This window comes from Bacillus sp. FSL R5-0593 (assembly GCF_038603755.1).
GTDB classification, from domain to species: domain Bacteria; phylum Bacillota; class Bacilli; order Bacillales; family Bacillaceae; genus Bacillus; species Bacillus velezensis.
In genome coordinates this window covers 1,751,413-1,775,316 of the sequence record NZ_CP152011.1, presented here as the reverse complement: position 1 = coordinate 1,775,316, position 23,904 = coordinate 1,751,413, and the positions used below count along the sequence as shown (strand labels likewise).

21 protein-coding genes are annotated in these 23,904 nt (G+C 46.7%); all 21 read right to left on the bottom strand.

Annotated features, from left to right (window positions below; all coding sequences use genetic code 11):
- Positions 1 to 54: 54 nt before the first annotated feature.
- The 21 genes from rnjB to NYE36_RS08815 all read right to left on the bottom strand — a co-directional run bounded on the left by rnjB (position 55) and on the right by NYE36_RS08815 (position 23,902).
- Positions 55 to 1,722, bottom strand: coding sequence for a ribonuclease J2 (gene rnjB, locus NYE36_RS08915; RefSeq protein WP_007409811.1), 1,668 nt, complete (start codon positions 1,720 to 1,722; stop codon positions 55 to 57).
- Positions 1,723 to 1,900: 178 nt separating this feature from the next.
- Positions 1,901 to 2,770: a 4-hydroxy-tetrahydrodipicolinate synthase gene (dapA, locus tag NYE36_RS08910; protein WP_003154166.1), complete on the bottom strand. Its 870-nt coding sequence runs from the start codon at positions 2,768 to 2,770 to the stop codon at positions 1,901 to 1,903.
- 30 nt (positions 2,771 to 2,800) lie between these two features.
- Complete coding sequence (dapG, locus tag NYE36_RS08905; RefSeq protein WP_003154168.1) at positions 2,801 to 4,015, bottom strand: aspartate kinase; 1,215 nt, start codon at positions 4,013 to 4,015, stop codon at positions 2,801 to 2,803.
- A gap of 88 nt (positions 4,016 to 4,103) precedes the next feature.
- On the bottom strand, positions 4,104 to 5,144 hold the full coding sequence (gene asd / locus NYE36_RS08900; protein ID WP_094032436.1) for an aspartate-semialdehyde dehydrogenase: 1,041 nt from the start codon (positions 5,142 to 5,144) through the stop codon (positions 4,104 to 4,106).
- Between the two features lie 134 nt (positions 5,145 to 5,278).
- Positions 5,279 to 5,869, bottom strand: coding sequence for a dipicolinate synthase subunit B (gene dpaB / locus NYE36_RS08895; RefSeq protein WP_007409809.1), 591 nt, complete (start codon positions 5,867 to 5,869; stop codon positions 5,279 to 5,281).
- Between the two features lie 2 nt (positions 5,870 to 5,871).
- Positions 5,872 to 6,762, bottom strand: coding sequence for a dipicolinic acid synthetase subunit A (gene dpaA, locus NYE36_RS08890; protein ID WP_007409808.1), 891 nt, complete (start codon positions 6,760 to 6,762; stop codon positions 5,872 to 5,874).
- Positions 6,763 to 6,918: 156 nt separating this feature from the next.
- Complete coding sequence (locus tag NYE36_RS08885; protein WP_003154176.1) at positions 6,919 to 7,176, bottom strand: YlmC/YmxH family sporulation protein; 258 nt, start codon at positions 7,174 to 7,176, stop codon at positions 6,919 to 6,921.
- A 78-nt stretch (positions 7,177 to 7,254) separates the two neighbouring features.
- Positions 7,255 to 8,490, bottom strand: a complete 1,236-nt coding sequence (locus NYE36_RS08880; RefSeq protein ID WP_012117570.1) for a pitrilysin family protein — start codon at positions 8,488 to 8,490, stop codon at positions 7,255 to 7,257.
- 39 nt (positions 8,491 to 8,529) lie between these two features.
- Positions 8,530 to 9,489 (bottom strand): polysaccharide deacetylase family protein, encoded by a 960-nt coding sequence (locus tag NYE36_RS08875; RefSeq protein WP_012117569.1) that lies wholly within the window; start codon positions 9,487 to 9,489, stop codon positions 8,530 to 8,532.
- 112 nt (positions 9,490 to 9,601) lie between these two features.
- Positions 9,602 to 11,725: a polyribonucleotide nucleotidyltransferase gene (gene pnp, locus NYE36_RS08870; RefSeq protein WP_199022522.1), complete on the bottom strand. Its 2,124-nt coding sequence runs from the start codon at positions 11,723 to 11,725 to the stop codon at positions 9,602 to 9,604.
- A 174-nt stretch (positions 11,726 to 11,899) separates the two neighbouring features.
- Entirely contained in the window at positions 11,900 to 12,169 is a 270-nt protein-coding gene (gene rpsO / locus NYE36_RS08865; protein ID WP_003154182.1) for a 30S ribosomal protein S15, read from the bottom strand.
- A gap of 165 nt (positions 12,170 to 12,334) precedes the next feature.
- The gene (gene ribF, locus NYE36_RS08860) at positions 12,335 to 13,276 is read right to left on the bottom strand and encodes a bifunctional riboflavin kinase/FAD synthetase (RefSeq protein ID WP_007409804.1); all 942 of its coding nucleotides are present in this window, start codon (positions 13,274 to 13,276) and stop codon (positions 12,335 to 12,337) included.
- 19 nt (positions 13,277 to 13,295) lie between these two features.
- Entirely contained in the window at positions 13,296 to 14,225 is a 930-nt protein-coding gene (truB, locus tag NYE36_RS08855; protein ID WP_053573444.1) for a tRNA pseudouridine(55) synthase TruB, read from the bottom strand.
- 84 nt (positions 14,226 to 14,309) lie between these two features.
- On the bottom strand, positions 14,310 to 14,663 hold the full coding sequence (rbfA, locus tag NYE36_RS08850) for a 30S ribosome-binding factor RbfA (protein WP_003154185.1): 354 nt from the start codon (positions 14,661 to 14,663) through the stop codon (positions 14,310 to 14,312).
- A gap of 16 nt (positions 14,664 to 14,679) precedes the next feature.
- On the bottom strand, positions 14,680 to 14,958 hold the full coding sequence (locus NYE36_RS08845) for a DUF503 domain-containing protein (protein WP_003154188.1): 279 nt from the start codon (positions 14,956 to 14,958) through the stop codon (positions 14,680 to 14,682).
- Positions 14,955 to 17,105 carry a translation initiation factor IF-2 gene (infB, locus tag NYE36_RS08840; protein ID WP_007611462.1) on the bottom strand — a complete coding sequence of 717 codons (2,151 nt, stop codon included), beginning with the start codon at positions 17,103 to 17,105 and terminating at the stop codon, positions 14,955 to 14,957. The genes NYE36_RS08845 and infB overlap by 4 nt, the downstream gene beginning before the upstream one ends.
- 19 nt (positions 17,106 to 17,124) lie before the next feature.
- Positions 17,125 to 17,427 (bottom strand): YlxQ family RNA-binding protein, encoded by a 303-nt coding sequence (locus tag NYE36_RS08835; protein WP_003154192.1) that lies wholly within the window; start codon positions 17,425 to 17,427, stop codon positions 17,125 to 17,127.
- A gap of 1 nt (position 17,428) precedes the next feature.
- Positions 17,429 to 17,704, bottom strand: coding sequence for a glucose-induced regulator RulR (gene rulR / locus NYE36_RS08830; protein ID WP_003154193.1), 276 nt, complete (start codon positions 17,702 to 17,704; stop codon positions 17,429 to 17,431).
- Between the two features lie 13 nt (positions 17,705 to 17,717).
- The gene (nusA, locus tag NYE36_RS08825) at positions 17,718 to 18,839 is read right to left on the bottom strand and encodes a transcription termination factor NusA (protein ID WP_003154195.1); all 1,122 of its coding nucleotides are present in this window, start codon (positions 18,837 to 18,839) and stop codon (positions 17,718 to 17,720) included.
- Positions 18,840 to 18,878: 39 nt separating this feature from the next.
- The gene (gene rimP, locus NYE36_RS08820; protein ID WP_007409801.1) at positions 18,879 to 19,349 is read right to left on the bottom strand and encodes a ribosome maturation factor RimP; all 471 of its coding nucleotides are present in this window, start codon (positions 19,347 to 19,349) and stop codon (positions 18,879 to 18,881) included.
- Between the two features lie 239 nt (positions 19,350 to 19,588).
- Positions 19,589 to 23,902, bottom strand: coding sequence for a PolC-type DNA polymerase III (locus NYE36_RS08815; RefSeq protein WP_015417483.1), 4,314 nt, complete (start codon positions 23,900 to 23,902; stop codon positions 19,589 to 19,591).
- Positions 23,903 to 23,904: the final 2 nt, after the last annotated feature.

The following is a 23,904-nucleotide window of genomic DNA, read 5'->3' as shown; positions in this document are numbered from 1 at the left end:
CGGGACATGAACAAAAACAAAGCCGGAGCATCATGCGCTCCGGCTTTGTATACATTATACTTCCATAATGATCGGAATGATCATCGGCTTGCGTTTTGTTTTTTCATAAAGGAATTGATTCAGCGCATCACGCATGGCTTGTTTCAGCGTGGACCATTCTACGGCAGATGTTTCCGTCGCTTCAGTCACGATAGAGCGGACGAGCTCAGTAGCTTGTACAATTAGACCCTCTGATTCTCTGACATACACGAAACCGCGCGTAATGATCTCAGGACCTGATACGAGGTTCTTTTTCTGCTTATCGAGTGAAATCACGACGATGAGAATGCCGTCTTGTGACAATAAGCGGCGGTCTCTCAGCACGATGTTGCCGATGTCGCCGACTCCGAGGCCGTCAATCAGAACGTTTCCGTACGTGACTTTATCCCCGATTTTCACATTCTGGCCGCGGAATTCAACGACGTCACCTTTTTCAATCAAGAAAATGTCGCTGCGTTTCATGCCGATCTCTTCTGCGATTTTGGAATGCGCTTTTTGCATTCTGAATTCACCGTTAACCGGAATTAAATATTTCGGTTTCAGCAAATTAAGCATGAGTTTCAATTCTTCCTGCGAACCGTGACCGGACACATGCACGCGCTTTTGGGCGAAAATGACTTGAGCGCCGGCTCGGGCAAGCAGGTTGACGGTTTTGGAATATATCAATTCATGCCCCGGAATCGGTGTTGATGCAATGACAACGGTGTCTCCTTCTTCAATGTTAAGCTGCTTGTGCGCCTGCTTGGCCATCCGCGTAAGAGCGGCCAGCGGCTCACCATGGCTTCCGGCTGTAACAATTGCCACTTCCCGCTTCGGATATTTTTTCACATCCTGCACAGGAATAAACATTTCATCTTCGGCTTCAATATAGCCGAGCTTGCGCCCAAGCTGAAGCACGTTTTGCAGATTTTTTCCGGCGATTGCAAGTTTGCGGCCGTTCTGGACGGCAGCCTGTATCACTTGCTGGATCCGGTTGATATTAGACGCGAATACAGCAATGATGACACGGTTTTCTGAATTGTTCATCGCATCGGAAATTTCACCGCTTACATATGCTTCTGACGGAGTATACCCCGGGCGCTCCGCATTGGCGCTGTCAGAAAGCAGGGCGAGCACGCCGCTGTTTCCGATTTTGGCAATTTCGCCAATATCACATGATTGGTGATAAGCAGGCGTCTGGTCAAATTTAAAGTCTCCCGTGCATACAATAGAGCCAAGTGATGTTTTGAAGCTGACTCCCACTGAATCCGGAATACTGTGAATCGTTTTAAAGAACGATACTTTCGTTGATTCAAATGTAATGACTGATTTAGAGTGAACTTCACGCAAATCAGCTTTTCGATTATGCCCGTACTGCTTGAGTTTTTCTCTCAGTAATGCAAGCGTAAGCTTCGTTCCGTATACCGGCACCGACAGCTTGTTCAATAAATAAAAGACGCCTCCGATGTTTTCATCGTGCCCGTGTGTCAGAAAGATGGCCTTCACGCGGTCAGCCCGTTCTACTAAGTAGGAAATATCCGGAATGACGACATCAATACCGAGCATTTCATTTTCAGGGTGCATCAGCCCTGCATCCACTACAAATATGTCTGAGTCAATTTCAATGACATATAGGTTCTTCCCAATTTCTCCGACGCCGCCAAGGGCGATAATTCTGACGTTTTCTGTATTTTTCTTTTTCAAAATCTGTATCCTCCTAGTCTCATACCCGTCCATCATCACTTGTTCCTATTATAACTGATATCAATTTTAGAAAACAAGAAGAAGCGGAAGGTTTAGGGAAAACCAATATGTATACAAAACGGTCAAACTCACGATAAAAATGAGAATGACCGCGCATTTTAACTGTATAAATTTTTTCTTACAGTTCGCTGATGACGCTGCTCAGGCTCAGACGTTCATCTTCATTCAGCGGGATAAGAGGAAGACGCACAGATCCGACATCAAGGCCTTTCAGCTGTAGCGCCGTTTTGACCGGAGCCGGATTAGGCGCTTTAAAGAGCTCCTTCATGATCGGCAGAAGCTTCTGATGAATCAGTGCCGCGGTTGCCGTCTGCCCGTTCGTATAGTTTTTAATCATCTGCTGCATGTCAGAACCTACGATATGGCTGGCCACTGACACGACTCCTCTTCCGCCGACTGCGAGAATAGGAAGCGTTAACCCGTCATCACCTGAATAGACGTAAAAATCTTCCGGTGTTTCGGCAATGATTTTCGTAATGGCATCAAGATCGCCGCTCGCTTCTTTAATCGCAGAGATATTCGGAATCTCCGCAAGTCTGATGGCCGTTTCCGGCGCAAGCGAAGCGACCGTTCTGCCCGGCACGTTGTAAAGCATCACAGGAAGAGACGTTTCTTCAGCTATGGCTTTAAAATGACGGTACATCCCCTCTTGGGAAGGCTTATTATAATACGGCGTGACAAGCATAACGCAATCGACGCCGGCTTCTTCAGCTTTTTTTGTCAGTTTAATGGAGTCTTTCGTATTGTTGCTCCCCGTACCCGCAATAACAGGCACGCGTCCGTTCACTTCTTTGACTGTAAATTCAAAGAGTGCAATTTTTTCTTCCGTTGAAAGTGTCGGGGATTCGCCGGTCGTGCCTGCGACGACTAAAGAATCCGTGCCGTTTTTCAACAAATAGTCGATTAATGTAGACAGTTTTTGAAAGTCTACATTCCCTTTACTGTCAAAGGGGGTAATCATCGCTGTAGATATATTTCCGACATTCATTTTTTTCACCTCATCATGATTCAATCACATTTACTTTGAAAGTTCAAACACTTCATGCAGCGCATTTACCGCCGTTACCATATCTTTTTCATGAACGAGCACCCAGATCGTCGTATGGCTGTCGGCAGATTGCAGAATCGGAATGCCTTTATCAGAAAGTGCGGAGACGATTTTTGACGTGACACCCGGAACACCCATTATTCCGGCGCCGACCGCTGACACTTTCGCACAGCTTTCCGTCACTGTCGGCTCATATCCTAATTCAGCCAAAATGCTGCGCGCGGCTTCCGTTTTACTGCCGGCTACGGTATATACGATTTCACTCGGCGTAATGTTAAAGAAATCTACGCTGATTCCGGCATTTGCCATTGCTTTAAAGACTTCAGTCTGAACGTTGTATTGCCCCATTTTGGCGGGAACCTTAAATTGCGTCACATCTTTCACATGGGCGATCCCCGTGATCAGCCGTTCGAATACATCGCTGCCGATGTTAGACGAATGATGGGACGTCACCAAAGTGCCTTTGTCTTTTGAATAAGTGGAGCGCACGCGGATCGGCACCTTTGCCTGCATGGCGATTTCCACCGCGCGCGGATGAATGACTTTCGCGCCTTGATAGGCAAGGTTGCAGATTTCCGTATATGTGACGTTCGGAAGCGGCTTAGCATTTTCCACGATTCTCGGATCGGCTGTCATAACGCCTTCCACGTCCGTAAAAATGTCGATAAACTCAGCATCTACCGCCGCGCCGAGCGCCGCTGCTGAAGTATCGCTTCCTCCTCTGCCGATCGTCGTCGTGTCGCCTTTTTCAGTCGCTCCCTGAAATCCCGCGACAACGACAGCGTCATGGCTGGCGAGTGCAGCGAAAAGCCGCTCTGTTTTCATTTCTATAATTTTGGCGTCAGTATGCTGGGCATTGGTTAAAAAGCCGGCCTGGGCTCCTGTTAAAGCTGCGGCTTTTATGCCGTTTTCCTTCAGCATGCTGGAAAAAACAACGGACGAAATCGTTTCTCCGCAAGACAGAAGCATATCCTGCTCTCTCGGAGAAATGTCGGACTGGCTGCCGTAAAGGAGCCCGATTAAAGAATCTGTCGCGTACGGGTCTCCTTTTCTTCCCATCGCCGATACGACAACAACAACTTTATAACCTTCACTGATGGCATCTTTAATGTGTGCTAGCGCAAGCTTGCGGCCTTTGTCATCTTTTACGGATGTTCCGCCGAATTTTTGAACAATGATCTTCACTATTTTCACTCCAAATTAGTCTGACGTAACAGAAGAGAGCAGGCAGAGCCTTACTCTCTTCTGTTCGCCTATAGAAAATACGTTTGTTTTATACGAGGTTCAGTTTTTGCAGGCTTTCCGCGATTTGAACTGAGTTCCAAGCGGCGCCTTTTAACAGGTTATCAGAAACAACCCACAAATGAAAACCGTTTGCTCTGTCCAAATCTTTACGGATTCTTCCTACAAATACATCGCGTTTGCCGACGCAATCAGCAGGCATCGGGTAAAGCTGCTCCGCCGGATCATCCTGAAGCGTAACACCCGGAGCTTCTTTTAAAAGCTGTTTCATATCTTCAACGGTTGCGTCATCACGGTCAAGCTCAATGTAAACAGATTCTGAGTGCCCTGTTTCAATCGGCAGTCTGACACATGTCGCAGCCACTTCCAGCTTCGGCATATGCATGATTTTTTTCGTTTCATTAATCATTTTCATTTCCTCAAACGTATAGCCGTTATCTTGGAATTTATCAATTTGCGGAATGGCGTTAAATGCGATTTGATAATGCTTTTTGTCGCCTTTAACCGGCATAATGGACGGTTCTACAGGTTCATTGTTTAAAATCGCCTTTGTCTGGCTGTACAATTCCTTCGCCGCTTCATTGCCGGCCCCGGACACAGCTTGGTAAGTAGATACAATGACTTTTTTCAAACCGTACGCTTTGCGGATCGGTTCAAGCGCAGCCACCATCTGAATCGTTGAACAGTTAGGGTTGGCGATAATGCCGTTATGTTTGTGCAGATCACCTTCGTTCACCTCAGGCACCACGAGCGGTGTATTTTCGTCCATCCGGAATGCGCTGGTATTGTCAATCACGATGGCTCCCCGTTTTACAGCCTCAGGCGCCAAGCTTTGTGATACGCTTCCGCCGGCGCTGAATAACGCGATATGAACGCCTTCGAAGCTTTCAGGAACAGCTTCCTGCACTGTATATTCTTCGCCTTTAAACGTTACTTTCGTACCAGCAGAACGCTTTGAGGATAGTAGTGTGAGTGTTTCGATTTCAAAGTTTCTGTCTTCCAGTGTTTTCAGCATTTGCTGTCCTACGGCTCCCGTCGCTCCGACAACTGCTACGTGTAATCCTCTTCCCATCTGTAAAACTCCTTCCGCCAATTAAGCATCATTTGTTGAATTGACTTTGCATTTTACGTTTTATTTTACCATAGAATAGTCACGGATTGATCGAATTTTTTTATTCCGGAATGATTTTCTGTCATCATGATTTTTTATTCATGATGGTGTACGAGCACCGGCTGAACCTGCTGGTGCAAAAGAGCTTTTTCTACCGTAATCGGAAGGAGATCCATTCTGGCGACGAGCGATGTCGGTTTTTTCACGTGGTCGTCCTGGCCGAACGGGATGAAATATATGTTTTTTGCGGACATCAGCCTCATTAAATTCGTTCCGTTTAAACCGAGTCCGTCGTTTGTCGAAATTCCGAGCACGACCGGGCGGCCGTTGCGGATCGTGGCTTTCGCAGCCATAAGGACGGGGCTGTCAGTCATCGCATTTGCGAGTTTGCTCATTGAATTTCCGGTTAAAGGGGCGATGACCATGCAGTCGAGCGGAAGTTTCGGCCCGAGAGGCTCCGCTTTTACGATGGAATCAATCGCCTCAAAGCCTGTTGCTTCTTCAATTTTTCTGACCCAATCTCCCCCCTCCCCAAAGCGGGTATCGGTCGATTGAACGGTTGATGTCACGACCGGCCGGACTTCAGCTCCTTGACTGATAAGCGCCTCTATTTGCGGAAAAACTTCCTCATATGTGCAATGCGAGCCGGTTAATCCGAATCCGATTCTTTTCCCTTTCAGAGACATGGTTATTTCCCCTCTTTCTTTAAGTCTGCCAAAAGCTTGCTCAATACGTTCGCAATAATCTGTCCGGCTGTTTTCGGGGCCACAATTCCCGGAAGACCCGGAGCAAGCAGCGCTTTAATGCCTTGTTTTTCAGCATATTTGAAATCCGTTCCGCCCGGACGGGATGCTAAATCCAAAATCAAGGTCTTCGGCGTCATGCGCGATAAAACGCTTTGATTCAGAATCAAGCTCGGTACGGTGTTAATGCAGATATCAATATCATTTACATGTTCAGTAAGCTCTTCAAGTTGAAAAGGAGAAAGCCCCATTTCCGTTATACGGGCCAAATGAGCCGAACTCCGCGCGCCCACTTTTACCTTCGCCCCTAACGCCGCAAACGTCCGGGCGATCGTCATACCGGTGCGCCCCATGCCGAGAACGGCGACATTTGATCCGTGAATGGTATAATCCGTATGCTGAATCGCCATCATGATTGTTCCTTCAACAGTGGGAATCGAGTTGAATATCGCGATATCGTCCCGCTCAAATAATTTCACAAGCTTGCGGCCCGCTTCGCTGGCGATCCCCTCAAGATACGCGTTGGAGATGCCTGAATAAATGACGCAATGCTCCGGTGTCCGCTCAAGATAGCTCTGCTTTAATACCACTTCTTCATTTGAAAAAACCGTGGAAACAACGCCTTCTCCGGTCGTTGCCGATACAGGCAGGATGATACTGTCTATTTTTTGAAAGGGAATCTCATCGATTTTGCATTTGACGGTTCCTGTAAAACCGTCATCCAATTGGTCAAACCCTGCAAGATAAATATCGGCATGCTGTTCTGTCAGCTTTCTTATAATCTCAAGCTGTCTTGCGTCACCGCCAATGATCGCAATTGTCAATCCGGTTAACATCTGAAACGTTCACCTTCTTTACAGTTACTGGATCTTTTAAGTGTCATCCTCCTCTTCATCGTATGTGCGAAGAGAAAGGGCGGTGAATGTACAGCGTCTTTTTCATAAAAAAAGCACCGGCTGTATGAGCCGGTGCTTGCAAAAAATGAATAAGATCTACTCTTCGGGAGGCGTGATCTCCCCCGGAACGTCTAAAATGATCATGTCTGACCCGATTTTTTGGATATGGTTCCAGGGGACGCGGATGTCGTGGCCTTGTTTTCGCAATCCGAACCATTTTACCGTCGGTATCAACAGCGCGGTAATTTGTCCGTCCTGTTCATTAATTTCCAAATCGGTCTGGCCGAGCACGCCGAGCCGCTCTGCCCGTTTAATGTCCACTATTTCTTTACCTGACAGTTCACTGAGCCTCATGATAGCCACCCCCTTGTACTATATGACCCGGAGCAAAAAAAAATGCCTGCCCCGTATAGAGGCAGACTGCTTTTCCGCTTAAGATGAAGCCGGCATATTGCCGGTCGGGCTGATGAGCGATAGTGCGTAATCATCCGTAAATAAGCGGCGGCTGAGGCCGTTGACGCTTTCCAGGCTGACCGCATTTAATTCAGTGATAATTTCATCCATGGTCTTATGCTTTCCGAGCAGGAGTTCGTTTTTCCCGTTCCGGCTCATTTTGCTGTTTGTGCTCTCTAAGCTGAGCATTAAGCTCCCCTTCATTTGCTCTTTGCTGTTTTCCAGCTCTTTCGGGGTGATACCGTCACGTTTTAGAACCGATAACGTTTCCTGAATGGTTTCAGACAGAAGTCCGAGCTGATTCGCGCCGGTGCCTCCGTAAATCGTCAGCATACCGCTGTCTTCATAGGAACTGTGATAGCTGTATACAGAATAGGCCAGTCCTTTATCTTCACGCACATCCTGGAAAAGACGGCTGCTCATGCTTCCGCCCAGCACGTTGTTTAAGACGATCAAATCGTAAATGTCCGGATCTCCGACTTTCAGGCCTTTGAAACCGAGACAGAGATGCGCCTGTTCGGTGTCTTTTTTTCTGGTCAGCTTTTCATAATGAAACTCAGGCTCGCTGATGCCGCTTGCTTTGCCCTTCGCTTCGTATGTACCGAACCATTTCTCCACGTCTTTAATGAATTGTTCCGTTACATTTCCGGCGACAGAAATGACGACGCGGTCCGGCGTGTAAAAGTCATCCATATGCTGTCTGAGAGAATCGCCGTTAAATGACGAAAGCGTTTCCTCCGTCCCGAGAATCGGGTAGCCGAGCGAATGATTGCCGTATGTCGCTTTGCTCAGCAGATCGTGGACAATGTCATCCGGCGCGTCTTCATACATTTTGATTTCTTCATATACGACGTTCTTTTCTTTTTTGAGCTCATCTTCGTCAAAAGCAGAATGAAAGAACATATCAGCCAGCACATCAAGTGCGTAGTTTGCATGCTCATCCAGCACTTTGGCGTAATAGCACGTATATTCTTTTGAAGTGAAGGCATTCACTTGGCCGCCTATCCGATCGAAGGATTCTGCGATTTCACGTGCGGACCTGGTATTTGTTCCTTTAAAAAACATATGCTCAAGAAAGTGCGAAATACCGTTTGTATCCGGCGTTTCATGACGTGATCCCGTCCCGATCCAGACGCCGATTGCCACAGACCGCACCGTTGGATTATTTTCAAGCACAACTCTTACACCGTTTTGGCATGTATAGCGTTTTATCAAGTCTGTTCCTCCTATTCAAAGACAGGCAACTGCCGCCTGCTACTTCATCAGCCTGTTTTCATCCATTAAGTCAGACACTGAGCCGAGCGCGTAGCCTTTTTCTTTGATTTTTGCAATCAGTGTATCCAGGCTTTTCGCAGTCGGATCAGTCGGATGCATTAAAATCATGGCTCCGTTATGTATTTTGCTCAACACCCTTGTTTGTAAAACAGCCGGAGACGGTTTTTGCCAGTCAATGGTGTCCACGGTCCACATGATGGTGCCCATTCCTTTTTCCGCCGCAAGATCGACCACGGCTTTTCTGAAGCTGCCGCTTGGCGGCGCAAACCATTTCGGCTTTATGCCGAGCGTCTCGCTGATTTGTGCATTGGTTTTGTCAAGCTGTTCGGAAATGCTTCCTGAAGTCAGTTTGCTCATATCAGGGTGATTGTATGAATGATTTCCGATTTCATGTCCGTCTGCCGCTATTTTTTTCCCCAGTTCCTGATTGTTTTTCAGCCATTTCCCTTCAAGAAAGAAAGTTGCTTTGACCTGGTGCTGCTTCAGAATAGGCAGCATTTGCTCCACGTATTCATTTCCCCAGGCGACATTTATCAGGAAAGCGACCATCGGTTTGTCGGGATTTCCTTTATAAATGGGTTCGGGCGCGAGAGAATCAAGATGGACTTTCGGTTTTACCTGCTCATAGACAAGGCCGTCTTCGTGAAATTCTCCGTCCTTTTTCATTTGTTTATAGGATTTTTCCACATTGACTTTTAAACCGTTATATCCCGGTATACTCTTCCATATTTTATCAATCCGCGCGTCTTGCGGCTTCACTTCATACTCTGACGCTTTTTGCAGTAATTCTTCATAGAGCGGATCTTTTGATGCTGACACAGTTACAGCGTCTTTTTTCATTGCGTCTATGTAATCAACTGTATACGGATTTTTTAACATTTCAAACGAAACAAAAAAAAGAAATAAAAAAACGGCAAACGGCACGAATTTTTTCAACATGTCCTTCCCCCCTCCTCACACATTATGTATGAGGAGGACAAGGTAGAACCCGTCTGTTGTCTTTCTCAAAATAAAGAAGCCGGGTCTCCCAGGCTCCTTGTTAGGTTTTCATTTAAGATTGTTGTTGTTCCTGTTCTTTTTCTTTCTCTTCGCGCAGCACTGCTTTACGCGACAGATTCACTCGTCCCTGTTTGTCAATTTCAGTTACCTTCACAAGGATTTCGTCACCGATTTTCACAACATCTTCAACCTTGCCGACCCGTTCGAGCGCTAGTTCAGAGATGTGAACGAGACCGTCTTTTCCGCTGAAGATTTCAACGAAAGCGCCGAATTTCTCAATCCGTTTGACTTTACCGAGGTAAAGCTGGCCGACTTCGACTTCTCTGACAAGATCTTCGATGATTTTTTTCGCTTTTTGGTTGCTGCTTTCATCAGTAGAAGAAATAAAGATGGTGCCGTCTTGTTCAATGTCAATTTTAACACCGGTATCTTCAATGATTTTGTTGATTTGTTTACCGCTCGGTCCGATAACGTCACGGATTTTATCCGGATTAATGTTCATCGTTAAAATTTTCGGCGCATATTGAGAAAGTTCTTTTCTTGATTCACCAAGCGTGCTGAGCATGCTGTTCAAGATTTCCATTCTTCCTTTTTTCGCCTGCTGAAGCGCTTCTTCAAGAATTTCTCTTGAAAGTCCTTCAATTTTAATGTCCATTTGCAGCGCTGTCACGCCTTTTTCCGTGCCGGCTACTTTAAAGTCCATGTCACCGAGGGCGTCTTCCATCCCTTGAATATCCGTTAATACCGTATAGTACTCGCCTGATTTCACAAGTCCCATCGCGATACCCGCAACAGGGGCTTTAATCGGAACACCTGCGTCCATCATGGCAAGCGTGCTCGCGCAAATGCTGGCCTGTGAAGTGGAACCGTTTGATTCAAGCACTTCGGATACGAGACGGACCGTATACGGGAAGTCTTTTTCATTCGGAATGACCGGCTCAAGCGCACGCTCTCCAAGAGCACCGTGACCGATCTCACGGCGTCCCGGTCCGCGCATCGGGCCTGTCTCCCCTACGCTGAACTGCGGGAAGTTATAATGATGCATAAAGCGTTTTGATTCTTCCACGCCTAAACCGTCAAGAATCTGAACGTCCCCAAGGGCGCCTAATGTACAAACGCTGAGCGCCTGCGTCTGTCCTCGCGTAAACAGCCCGGAGCCGTGCGTTCTCGGCAGAAGGCCGACTTCTGAAGAAAGCGGGCGGATCTGATCAACGCCGCGGCCGTCCGGACGGACTTTTTCTTCTGTGATTAAACGGCGCACTTCGTTTTTCACGAGTTTAGACAGTGTCTGTTTCACTTTTTTAATCGTATCTTCATCATGCTCTTCTTCTTCGAATTTCGCGACAACTGCATTTTTCACTTCATTGATCGCGTCTTCGCGAGCATGTTTTTCGTGAACCTGAATGGCGCTGAGAAGATCCGGCTCCGCAAGGCTTTTTACTTTTTCGCTGAGCTCTTCGTCAATTTCATACAGGTCGATTTCTGTTTTCTCTTTGCCGACTGCTGCGACGATTTCTTCTTGGAATGCGATCAGGCGCTTAATTTCTTCGTGACCGAACATAATCGCCTCAAGCATGATTTCTTCAGGAACTTCATCCGCTCCGGCTTCCACCATGTTGATGGCGTCTTTTGTGCCTGCAACGATGAGGTTGATATCACTTTTTTCAAGCTGGTCAACCGTCGGATTGATGACGAATTTCCCGTCAATGCGGCCTACCGTCACACCCGCGATCGGGCCTTCAAACGGGATATCGGAAACGCAAAGAGCAAGTGATGAACCGAACATTGCAGCCATTTCAGATGAGCAGTCCTGATCAACACTCATGACAATGCTGATGACCTGTACTTCGTTACGGAATCCGTCTGCGAAAAGCGGGCGGATCGGACGGTCGATCAGACGGCTGGCTAAAACGGCCTTTTCACTTGGACGGCCTTCTCTTTTAATAAAACCGCCCGGAATTTTACCTACTGCGTATAATCTTTCTTCATAGTTAACGGTAAGCGGGAAAAAATCTAGCGGTTTCGGTTCTTTTGATGCGGTTGCTGTGCTGAGCACTGCAGTATCGCCGTAGCGGATCATGACAGCGCCGTTTGCCTGTTTGGCAAGCTGGCCGGCTTCTACTGTAAGCTGTCTGCCGGCCCAATCTATGGTAAAGACATGTTTCTCTTGTCCCATTCGATTACGAGCTCCTCTCTTAATGTGTGAAATAATCAATTACTCCTATTATGAACGAAATGAATTGAACATATCAATGTCAAAGTAGTATGTAAAAGGATTTCATTGTTTTTTTATTATTATTTTTTTCGCTTTAATACGATAAAAAAGCGGGAATCCTCCCGCTTTTTACGATTATCGACGTAAGCCTAGTTTGTTAATTAACTCACGGTAACGAGTTACGTCTTTATTACGCAGATACGTAAGAAGATTACGACGTTTACCTACCATTTTAAGAAGACCGCGACGTGAGTGGTGATCTTTCTTGTGAGTACGCAAATGCTCGTTCAAGTTGTTAATTGAGTCTGTTAGGATAGCGATCTGAACTTCTGGAGATCCAGTATCAGATTCGTGTGTTTTGAACTCGCTGATGAGTTGATTTTTACGCTCTTGAGTAATTGCCATCCTGTTTCACCTCCATATCATAATTAGCCCCAGTTACCTAGCAACCGTCGGTGACTTCGGATTGCCAAGCAATGGTTTTAAGACTACGAAACATATGATACTAAAAATCGCGCCCATATGCAAATCTTTTAGAAGAAAATTTGTGTACTTTTGATGTTTTTTCCGTTATTTGCTGAAAAAACGGATCGCTTCTTGTTTGTCTTTTCCGATCTGAGCCGTCAGTTCATCGATGCCGTTAAACTTCCGTTCGCTTCGGATTCGTTTGTACCACTCGATTTTAACGTCTTCTCCGTATACATCCTGTTGAAAATTAAACAAATGAACTTCAATTGACGGCTGATCGGGACGCTTTTCATAAAAGGTCGGTTTGTAGCCGATGTTGCAGACGCCTTCATACACCTCGCCTTTTATTTCGGCTTTCACTGCATACACGCCTGTCGGCGGCACGATATAACTGTTGTGCAGGCCGACATTCGCGGTCGGAAAACCGATGGTGCGGCCTCTTTTATCTCCGTGAATCACAGTGCCCCGGACAAAATACGGCTGGCCGAGAAGAGTGTGCGCAAGTTCAACGTCACCATCCTGCAGCGCTGACCGGATATAAGTGGAGCTGATCTTTCTGTCCTGCTCGGTCTGTTTCTCGACAGTCGTGCATCCGGCCTTGCCGTTTAAATCGTCCGGCAGCGTCTCCATCGTGCCTTTTCCGTATTTTCCGTACGTAAAATCGAAGCCTCCCACAGCGTGCCGCGCGTTTAACCCTAAAATATACTCCTCGGCAAATTGTTTTGGAGACAGCGACGCAAACGCCTCATCAAACTTTACGACATACAGCACATCAGCGCCTAAACGCCCGATCTGGCTGATTTTATCTTCAAGCGGCGTAATCAGATCCTTTGGCTCTTTGTCCCTGCCCAACACATGGGAAGGGTGGGGATGAAACGTCATAACGGCCAGCGACAGGCCTTTTTCTTCGGCTATTTGTCTGGCTGTTCCGATTACTTTCCGGTGTCCCAAATGAACGCCGTCAAAGTAGCCGAGTGCCATGACAGACGCCGGCTGCTCTTCTTTTTGTAAATGATGCGGATGAGAAATATGTATCGTCTTCACAGAACGGTCACCTTTTTTCTTATTGTTCGCTTTTTTGCATGAGCACTTTAGCCGGTTTCAGCAGTCCTTTTTTTGAAGGATGCGGCATATAAATGGCCACACATTCTCCGTCTTCAGTACAGACCGCTATACGGGCGTCAGCTGTCAACGCAGAAAATTCCGCCGGGATGTCAAACACTGACCCGTTTTCAGCTTTCTTAGCTAATGTATCACTTATGACCCATTTCGGCAAATGATTGAGCGCTCTTTCAATCGGCACGGCATGCTCTGCAACCATGCCGTCTGAAACCTGCTGTTCAAGTTCCTCAAACGTGAAACACTCATCAAGGCTGAAATCGCCGGAAGCGGTGCGGATGAGATGCGACATATGCGCGGGATAGCCGAGTTTTTCACCGATTGTCACCGCCAATGTTCTCACGTAAGTGCCCTTTGAGCACGTGACTGTAAAGCGGAATGATGCTGTGTCTTCTTTATAAGTGACAGGGGAAGTGAGCGCGATATCTTCAATCGTGATATTCCGCTTCGGCCGCTCCACTTCAATACCGGCTCTGGCGTATTCATAGAGCTTTTTCCCGTTAACCTTTACAGCGGAATACATCGGCGGCACTTGCTCCTGCGGTCCCTTCAGTTCGTCTAAAACGGCTTTGATATCCACTTCTTTCAGCGGCTCCTTGACAGGTTTTACGCTGACCGTTTCTCCCGTCTGGTCTTCGGTCGATGTGGAGAAACCAAGAGTGATCTCAGCATCGTACGTTTTTGACTTGTCGGTGACGTACTCAACAATCTTTGTGGCCCGTCCGACACAGATCGGCAGTACGCCTGACACTTCCGGATCAAGCGTTCCCGTATGTCCGACTTTCTTTGTTTTTAACAGTTTTCTTATTTTCATTACACAGTCGTGAGAAGTCATGCCGACCGGTTTATGTAAAAGGAGAACTCCGTTAACCATATGTCTTTCGCTCCTTTGTTATCAATTGTATCCCGTAAAACGCAGAAAAGAGGACAGACGACACTCGCCCATCCTCTTTCCTTGTTATTCAGACGGTTTATCTGAATGCAGTTCGTGAATCAATGTTTCAATACGATTGCCGTACTCAATTGATTCATCAAATTCAAATTCAAGCTCAGGCGTTTTGCGGAGTCTGATTCGGCTGCCGATTTCGGAACGGATAAACCCTTTCGCTTTCTCAAGCCCTTTCAGCGCCTCCTCTTTCTTTTTCTCTCCGCCGAGAACGGAGATATACACCTTCGCTATTTGTAAATCACCTGAAACGCGTACGTCTGTTACAGTGAGAAATCCGATTCTCGGGTCTTTCAGCTTTCGGCTGATAATATCCCCGAGCTCTTTTTTCATCTGCTCGCCGACACGGTTTGCTCTCATACTCAATTCAATCACCTCTAAGTTAAAACCACTCTGTTCTAGTGATCGTCCGTTCTATTTCGGGAAAGGAGTCAATAAACGCGAGTACGCGCTGGATCTCCTTTTCCGCCTGAACGTGAGAGGAGGAGACGACGGCGATTCCGAAGCTGGTCCGCTGCCAAGTGTCCTGATAGCCGATTTCTGCGGCCGACACGTTGAACTTATTCTGAACCCTCGTTATAATCCGCTTCAGAACGGCTCGTTTCTCCTTTAATGATCCCGCATCATAAATGATGCATTCACATTCCGCAAATCCGATCACTTTCTTTCGATTTCCTGCATGACATACGCTTCAATGATGTCGCCTTCGCGAATGTCATTGTATTTCTTAATTGTAATACCACATTCATATCCTTGTGAAACTTCTTTCACATCATCTTTGAAGCGTTTCAGAACGTCTACTTCGCCTTCGAAGATAACGACGCCGTCACGGATCAGGCGGAGTCCGCTGTCACGTGTAATGTGGCCGTCTGTTACATATCCGCCGGCAATCGTACCGATTTTCGACACTTTGAATGTTTGGCGCACTTCAACCTGGCCGATGACTTTTTCTTCGTATTCAGGATCAAGCATTCCTTTCATCGCCGCTTCAATTTCTTCGATGACTTTGTAAATGATACGGTGAAGACGGATATCTACATTTTCAGCTTCAGCCGTGCTCTTAGCATTTCCGTCTGGGCGCACATTAAACCCGATAACGATTGCATTTGAAGCAGATGCGAGAATGATGTCTGATTCCGTAATCGCACCGACGCCTGTGTGAATGATTTTCACTTTTACGCCTTCTACTTCAATTTTTTGAAGAGCGGCTGTTAACGCTTCGGCTGAACCTTGAACGTCAGCTTTTACGATTAAATTGATGTCTTTGACATCGCCTTGTTTAATTTGTTCAAACAGATCATCGAGGCTCAGCTTCGCTTTGTCGCTGCGCTGTTCTTCCAGTTGCTTGGAAGCGCGTGCTTCACCGACAGAACGGGCTGTTTTTTCGTCTTTAAAGACGAGGAATTGATCGCCAGCCTGCGGTACGTCGTTTAAGCCAGTAATTTCTACAGGTGTGGACGGTCCGGCTGTTTTCACGCGGCGGCCGAGATCATTGACCATGGCCCGCACGCGGCCGAATGTATTTCCGACAACGATCGGATCTCCGACATTCAATGTTCCCGTTTGAACGAGAAGTGTCGCGACAGATCCTCTTCCTTTATCGAGCTCAGCTTCAATAACCGTTCCTTTTGCCTGACGGTTCGGATTGGCTTTCAGCTCTTCCACTTCACTGACAAGCAGAATCATTTCGACAAGCTCGTCAATTCCCTTGCCTGTAAGAGCGGACAGAGGAACGAAAATCGTTTCTCCTCCCCATGCTTCAGGAACGAGTCCGTATTCAGTCAGCTCCTGCATGACACGGTCAGGGTTCGCGCTTTCTTTATCCACTTTATTCACGGCAACGATAATCGGAACCTCAGCCGCTTTCGCATGGTTGATGGCTTCGACTGTCTGCGGCATAACGCCGTCATCAGCCGCTACGACTAAAATGGTAATATCAGTTACTTCCGCACCGCGCGCACGCATTGTTGTGAACGCCGCGTGTCCCGGAGTATCTAAGAACGTGATTTTTTTGCCGTTTTCTTCGATCTGGTAAGCCCCGATATGCTGGGTGATTCCGCCGGCTTCACCTTCAACAACTTTTGTTTTTCTGATGCTGTCAAGGAGGGTCGTTTTCCCGTGGTCAACGTGGCCCATGATCGTCACGACAGGCGGACGGATTTGAAGATCTTCTTCTTTGTCAGCCTCTTCATATTTTTCAAGCTCAGTTTCTTCAAGCACAATCACTTCTTCTGTTTCTACACCGTATTCAGATGCGATCAGTTCGATTGTGTCTTTGTCAAGCTCCTGGTTAATGGTAGCCATTACGCCCAAAAGCATCAGTTTTTTAATGAGTTCAGACGGCTCTTTGCCCAGTTCCTCGGCTAAAGCTCCGACTGTTAAAGAGCCGGAAAACGTAATTTTCTCAGGAAGCTCTTTTTTCGGCTTCAGCGGTTTTTGCTGATACTGATTTTTGTTGTTATGATTGCGTTTGTTTTTGTTTTTGTTGTTGTTGTTATTCTTCTTGTTTTTGTTAAATTGATTATTCTGCACGTCATTCTTCTTTCCGTCTCGAATTTTGTTTGGTTGATTCCCAGCAGGCTGCTGATTAATCCCTTGCGGCTTGTTTTTGTTCGTTTCCGCAGGCTTCTGAGATGTAACGCCGGCGCCGCCTTTTTTAAATTTCGCATCAAGCTGCTTAATGGTCTTTTCTTCAAGCATTGCCATATGGTTATTTACTACTATATCCATGTTTTTCAGCGCAGTCAAAATTTCCTTGCTTGAAACATTGATGGCTTTTGCATATTCGTAAACTCTCATTTTAGCCATTCGTTCACCCCCAAAAATATTAATCGAGCAAGCTGATCAGCTTATTCGCAAAACCTTGGTCAGTGACGGCGACAACGACACGTGATTCCTTGCCGATAGAGCGGCCGAGATCAGCGCGGCTTTCGACTTTTTTATAAGGCACTTTATAATAATTGCATTTATCGGATACTTTTTTTGCAGTATTCGCAGATGCATCTTCTGTCAGCAGAACAAGTTTTGCACGCGCATTTCTAATTTCTTTTATAACCAAGTCCTCGCCCGACACGACCTTACGAGCTCGATTGGCCAGACCCAGCAAGGGAAACCATTCCATTCCAGACATGTTATTTTTTCACCTTTTCCGCCAGTTCCAGCAATTCTTCGAAAATCTGGTCATCGATTTGTGATTGAAATTGATTTTGCAATGTGTTTTTCTTTTTCGCAGCTAAGATGCATTCTTTCTCAAGGGTGATATAGGCACCCCGCCCGTTCTTCTTTCCGGTCGGATCGACTGAAATCTCTCCTTCTTTAGAACGGACAATTCGGATCAGTTCCTTTTTAGGCTTCATTTCCCCCGTTACCACGCATTTGCGCAGAGGAATTTTTTTTCGCTTATTCACCTAAAGTCACCTCTTATTCATCCGATTCGGCTGTTTCAGGCTCCATAAAGAGCGGCTCTAAATCGTCATCTTCTTCATGCTCTCTCGGATAGATGCCAAGGTCTCTTGCATCCGTTTCGCTTTTGATATCGATTTTCCAGCCTGTCAGTTTCGCAGCTAAGCGGGCGTTTTGCCCTCTTTTTCCGATTGCCAGAGAAAGCTGGTAATCAGGAACGATGACAGTCGTGGCTTTTTCTTCTTCGCTGACGATGACATCCAGCACTTTAGACGGGCTGAGCGCATTGGCAACAAATTCAACCGGATCATCAGACCAGTTGACGATATCAATTTTTTCGCCTTTCAGTTCATTGACGATCGCTTGCACGCGCTGGCCTTTAGGACCGACGCATGAACCGACCGGATCAACGTCAGGATCATCAGTGCGGACGGAGATTTTAGAGCGGTCGCCCGCTTCTCTGGCAACGGATTTCAGTTCGACCGTTCCGTCATAAATTTCCGGCACTTCGATTTCAAAAAGACGCTTCAACAGACCAGGATGTGTTCTTGATACATAGATCTGAGGCCCTTTTGTCGTTTTTTCGACTTTTGTAATAAATACTTTAATCCGATCGTGCGGTTTATAGCTCTCATTCGGCATTTGTTCATTGACGGGCAGCAGCGCTTCAATCTTGCCGAGAGACACGTAAATAAACTTGCTGTCTAAGCGCTGTACAATTCCCGTCATGATGTCTTCTTCACGATCGATAAATTCTGAGTAAATCACGCCGCGCTCAGCTTCACGGACACGCTGCGTCACCACTTGTTTCGCCGTCTGCGCAGCAATGCGGCCGAAGTCTTTCGGCGTTACTTCTATTTCAACGACATCTCCGACAAGGTAGTTCGGATGGATGTGCTGGGCGTCGTCAAGCGAGATTTCAAGTCTTGAATCGTATACCTCGTCTACGACATCCTTTCTTGCGAACACGCGGATCGTGCCCGTCTCACGGTTCAGATCGACCCGTACGTTTTGCGCCTGGTTAAAATTTCGCTTATACGCGGAAATTAAGGCAGCTTCAATTGCTTCGATGATAATGTCTTTACTGATGCCTTTTTCTTTTTCAAGAATAGTGAGAGCATCTAATAGTTCACTGCTCATGTTAGCGGTCTCCCCCCTTAAACACTAATACTTCATTCATTAAAATGTTACAGCTAATCTTGCGTTAGCTATTTTTTCATACGGAATATTGACCCGTTTCTTTCTTGTTTTGACCGTCATCTCTATTGTAACAGTTTGTCCATCGAATTCAGCCAATTTGCCTTCAAACACTTTTAAACCGTCAATCGGTTCGTACGTTTTCATGTACACATTTTTGCCCAGTGATTTTTCGAAGTCGGCTTTTTTCTTTAATGGACGCTCGGCTCCAGGAGAAGATACTTCAAGAAAGTAGTTCTGGGTGATCGGATCGGCCTCATCCAGCTTTTCGCTTAACGCTTCGCTGACTTTGGCGCACTCCTCAATATCAACACCGTTCTCGGAATCAATAAACACGCGAAGGAACCAGTTTTGACCCTCTTTGACAAATTCAATGTCTACGAGTTCAAGCTGAAGGTCATCCAGTATGGGCTGAGCCATTTCTTGAACGGTATCAGTCACTTTTTTGCTCATGTTTTTCCTCCTTGTGCTGTCGATATCATATCAGCCGTTCCTCTGCATAAAAACCCTGCTTCAAAAGAGCAGGGGCATTGAGAAAACGATGGACATGTCGAGGCAAAATTGCCTGTTCAATACAAAAGAGCGGGTTTCCCCACTCTTTGCCTCGGTAATCGTTAGCATTTCCAATAAAACTATACCATAACCATATATTTAATGCAAATCAAACTCCGCTCGGAGGCTGTGCACAAAGCTTAAAACAGAGACAGCTGATTTTGGTCCGGAAGCGACTCAAGACAGCCGTGACGGTCTAAATACTCTAAAATGGTTTTTGACACTTTTCCTCGTTTTTGAAGATCCTCTTTTGAAAGGAACTCCCCTTCTTTCCGCGCTTTCACAATATTGAGAGCGGCGTTGGTTCCGAGTCCCGGAATTGAGTTGAACGGCGGGATGAGACTGTTGCCGTCAATGATAAATTCCGAAGCGCTCGAACGGTATAGATCGACCTTCTGGAAGGAATAGCCGCGCTCACACATTTCAAGCGCAAGCTCTAACACGGTAAGGAGGTTTTTCTCCTTCGGCGAAGCATCAAGCCCTTTAGAGCTGATATCATCCATCACCGCTCTGATGGCGGTCGAGCCTTTAATCATTGTATCAATGTCAAAGTCATCTGCGCGGACGGTAAAATACGCAGCATAATATAAAAGCGCGTGATGTACTTTAAAATAGGCAATCCGCACCGCCATCAGCACGTATGCGGCGGCGTGAGCTTTCGGGAACATGTATTTGATTTTTTTGCATGAATCAATATACCAGTTCGGCACATTGTTCTTTTTCATTTCTTCTTCCCATTCCGGCGTCAGGCCTTTGCCTTTACGGACGAATTCCATGATTTTAAAGGCCAGTGAAGGCTCAAGGCCCTGATAGATCAAGTAAACCATAATGTCATCACGGCAGCCGATCACTTCGCTCAGTTCACACGTATTGTTGTGTATCAGTTCCTGCGCATTGCCGAGCCATACGTCCGTTCCGTGAGAAAGCCCGGAAATCTGGACAAGCTCGGAGAACGTCGTCGGCTTCGTATCCTCAAGCATCTGCCGCACAAATCGCGTCCCGAATTCAGGAATGCCGAGCGTCCCCGTTTTACAGCCGATCTGCTCTTCAGTAACGCCGAGCGATTCTGTACCTTGGAAAATCTTCATAACTTCCGGATCATCTGTCGGAATCGTCTTCGGATCAATTCCGCTTAAATCCTGGAGCATCCGGATGACGGTCGGATCATCGTGCCCTAATATATCAAGCTTCAGCAGGTTGTCATGAATGGAGTGGAAGTCAAAATGAGTCGTTTTCCATTCAGACCCCGTCGCATCTGCCGGGAATTGTATCGGTGAAAAATCGTAAATATCCATGTAATCCGGGACAACGATAATCCCCCCCGGGTGCTGGCCGGTCGTTCTCTTAACCCCGGTGCAGCCTTGCACCAGACGGTCGATCTCCGCGCCGCGCATGTGCAGGTTGTGGTCGCCCGCATAGCCTTTCACATATCCGTAAGCCGTCTTTTCCGCGACGGTGCCGATCGTTCCAGCGCGATACACGTTATCTTCACCGAACAATACTTTCGTGTAGTTATGGGCATGCGGCTGATACTCACCTGAGAAGTTCAAGTCGATATCGGGTACTTTGTCACCTTTAAAGCCTAAGAACGTTTCAAACGGGATATCATGCCCGTCCTTTTTCAAAGGTGTGCCGCAAGACGGGCAGCTTTTATCCGGCAGGTCAAAACCGGAACCGACTGATCCGTCATTAAAGAATTCGGAATATCGGCAGCTCGGGCACACATAGTGCGGAGCGAGCGGGTTCACTTCAGTGATTTCCGTTAAGGTCGCCACAAGCGATGAACCGACGGACCCCCGGGAGCCGACGAGATAACCGTCATCCAGAGACCGTTTTACAAGCTTATGAGAGATGAGATAAATAACGGCGAACCCATGACCGATGATACTTTTTAATTCTTTTTCTATTCTCGCTTCCACAATTTCGGGAAGCTCTTCACCGTAAATGCTTCTGGCGCGCTGATAGCTCATTTCACGGATTTCTTCATCAGCCCCGTCAATTTTCGGCGTGTACAGATCGTCTTTGATCGGTTTGATCTCATCGACCATCGAAGCGACTTTCTGCGTATTGTCAACCACGATTTCTTTCGCTTTTTCCGCACCCAGAAAGGAGAAAGCCTCCAGCATTTCATCTGTCGTTCTGAAGTGCACTTTAGGCAGTTCGTGTCTGTTTAACGGGTTGGCGCCGCCTTGGGAAGATATTAAGATCTTCCGGTAAATTTTATCCTCATCGTTTAAATAGTGGACATTTCCCGTAGCCACGACCGGCTTATTCAATTTTTCTCCGAGCTTCGTAATGTTGGCGATGATTTCTTTCAGCGCTTTTTCATCCCGGACGAGCTCAAGCTGCAGAAGGTGTCTGTATACTTCCGGCGGCTGCACTTCAAGATAATCATAGAAGGATGCGATATCTTCAACCTCTTCAGGAGATTTTTGCATCATGCCTTCAAAGACCTCACCCCTGTCACAGGCAGAGCCGATTAACAGACCTTCTCTGTATTTATTAAGCTGCGACCTCGGAATGCGCGGCACTCTGTAGAAATATTGAATATGAGAAATGGACACGAGCTTAAACAGATTTTTAAGGCCGGTCTCATTTACGGCAAGCAATGTAGCGTGATAAGGTCTTGATCTCTGATAAGCATTGGATTGTCCCATATTCTCATTCAGCTGATCATGATAAAAAATGTCTTTTTCAGCGGCATCTTTGAGCATTTTCAACAGCAGGTAGCCCGTTGCTTCAGCGTCAAAAACCGCTCGGTGATGCTGGGTTAATTCGATATCAAACTTCTTACATAACGTATTTAAGCGGTGATTTTTAAACTCAGGATACAGGAAACGCGCGAGTTCCAGCGTATCAATGACCGGATTTTTCGCTTTTTCCGTTTTCAAAAGACGCTTGTACGCCACATTTAAAAATCCCATATCAAAGCTGGCGTTATGAGCCACAAGCACGTCATCGCCGATCCATTCTTTAAAATCCCGGACGACGTCAACGACATCGGGAGCGTCGCGGACCATGTCGTCCGTAATCCCGGTAAGCTCTATCGTCGTTGCTGACAGCGGATGGTGCGGATTGGCGAACGCTTCGAATTTATCGATAATTTCTCCGCCTCTTATTTTGACTGCGGCAAGCTCAATGATGGTGTCATACACTGCGGACAGACCTGTCGTTTCAACGTCAAAGACAACGTATGTGTCTTCTTCCAGGAGACGGTGAGCTGGATTGTATGCGATCGGAACGCCGTCATCTACGATATTGGCTTCCATTCCGTAAATCATTTTAATGCCGTGTTTTTTCGCGGCGGAATAGGCATCCGGGAAAGACTGCACAACGGCATGATCAGTTAACGCAATCGCTTCATGTCCCCATTTTTTCGCCTGTTCGACAAGCTTTCCGATGCCCGTTACAGCATCCATTTGGCTCATCGGAGAATGCAGATGAAGCTCAACCCGTTTTTCGCCTTCAGGAGCGGTGTCTTCACGGGTTTTGGCTTTTATTTCATTCACGTCATTTGCAATCATGACGAGGTCTCTGACGAATGTATCGTTTTGAATGCTTCCCCGCGCCTTCACCCACATGCCTTTTTTCAGCGTTTTCATCAAAGCGGCGTCTTCTTTTTCTCTGGCGAACATTTTTACTAAAATGCTGTTTGTATAGTCCGTGATTTTGAAAATGCAGAGCGTGCGTCCGCTTTTCAGCTCGCGTGTTTCAGCATCAAACACAAACCCCTGCACCGTAATTCTTCTTTCTTCATCCATGATGCTGTCAAGCGTCCGGATTTCTTCGTTCTCTTTAATTTGATAGCCGATGACAAGCGGTCCGGACGGTGCCTGATCCTCATCGCCCTCTTTTTCCTTCTTCTCCATCTCGATAAGCGCCTGCATCGCCCGCTCCTGATCTTCAGCAAGCTTTTGCTCGCGGAATTTCTGGACTTCTTGGTCAGATACGAAAATTTCGGTATCCAGCTGCAGTTCCGGAAAGCCGAATTGGCGGTAGCTGTGCTGAATCAGTGCGCTGTATTTATTTTTGAGCGCAGATGCTTCTGTATCTGTTTTTGTTTTCACGATCAGTTTGTTTCCCTTGAGCTTCGGCTTCTGCTGATTCAAAAGAGCCACCATCGGCGGCGAGGTTCCTTCAAGCTCTTCAATACAGCGTGTCCAATAATCCTGTACAAGCTCCTCTGTCACTGTAGGGTCGATGACCTGAACAGACGATGTGACACGGGCGATGTGAGCAAACGATTGTGTTAACCTCATCATGAATGAATCATATATTTGATACGGCAAAAGAGCCTTAAAGCGAAATTGGAAATGCCAGGCCTTTTCTGCTTTATGGATTGTCAGTTTATCAATCTCTCCGTCTTCAAAGTATGTCATGAAGGTATCATCTGTCATATTAAGCTGCTGCAGAAGAATCTGAAACTGTCTTCTGTTTACTGATAACTGTTCCATTC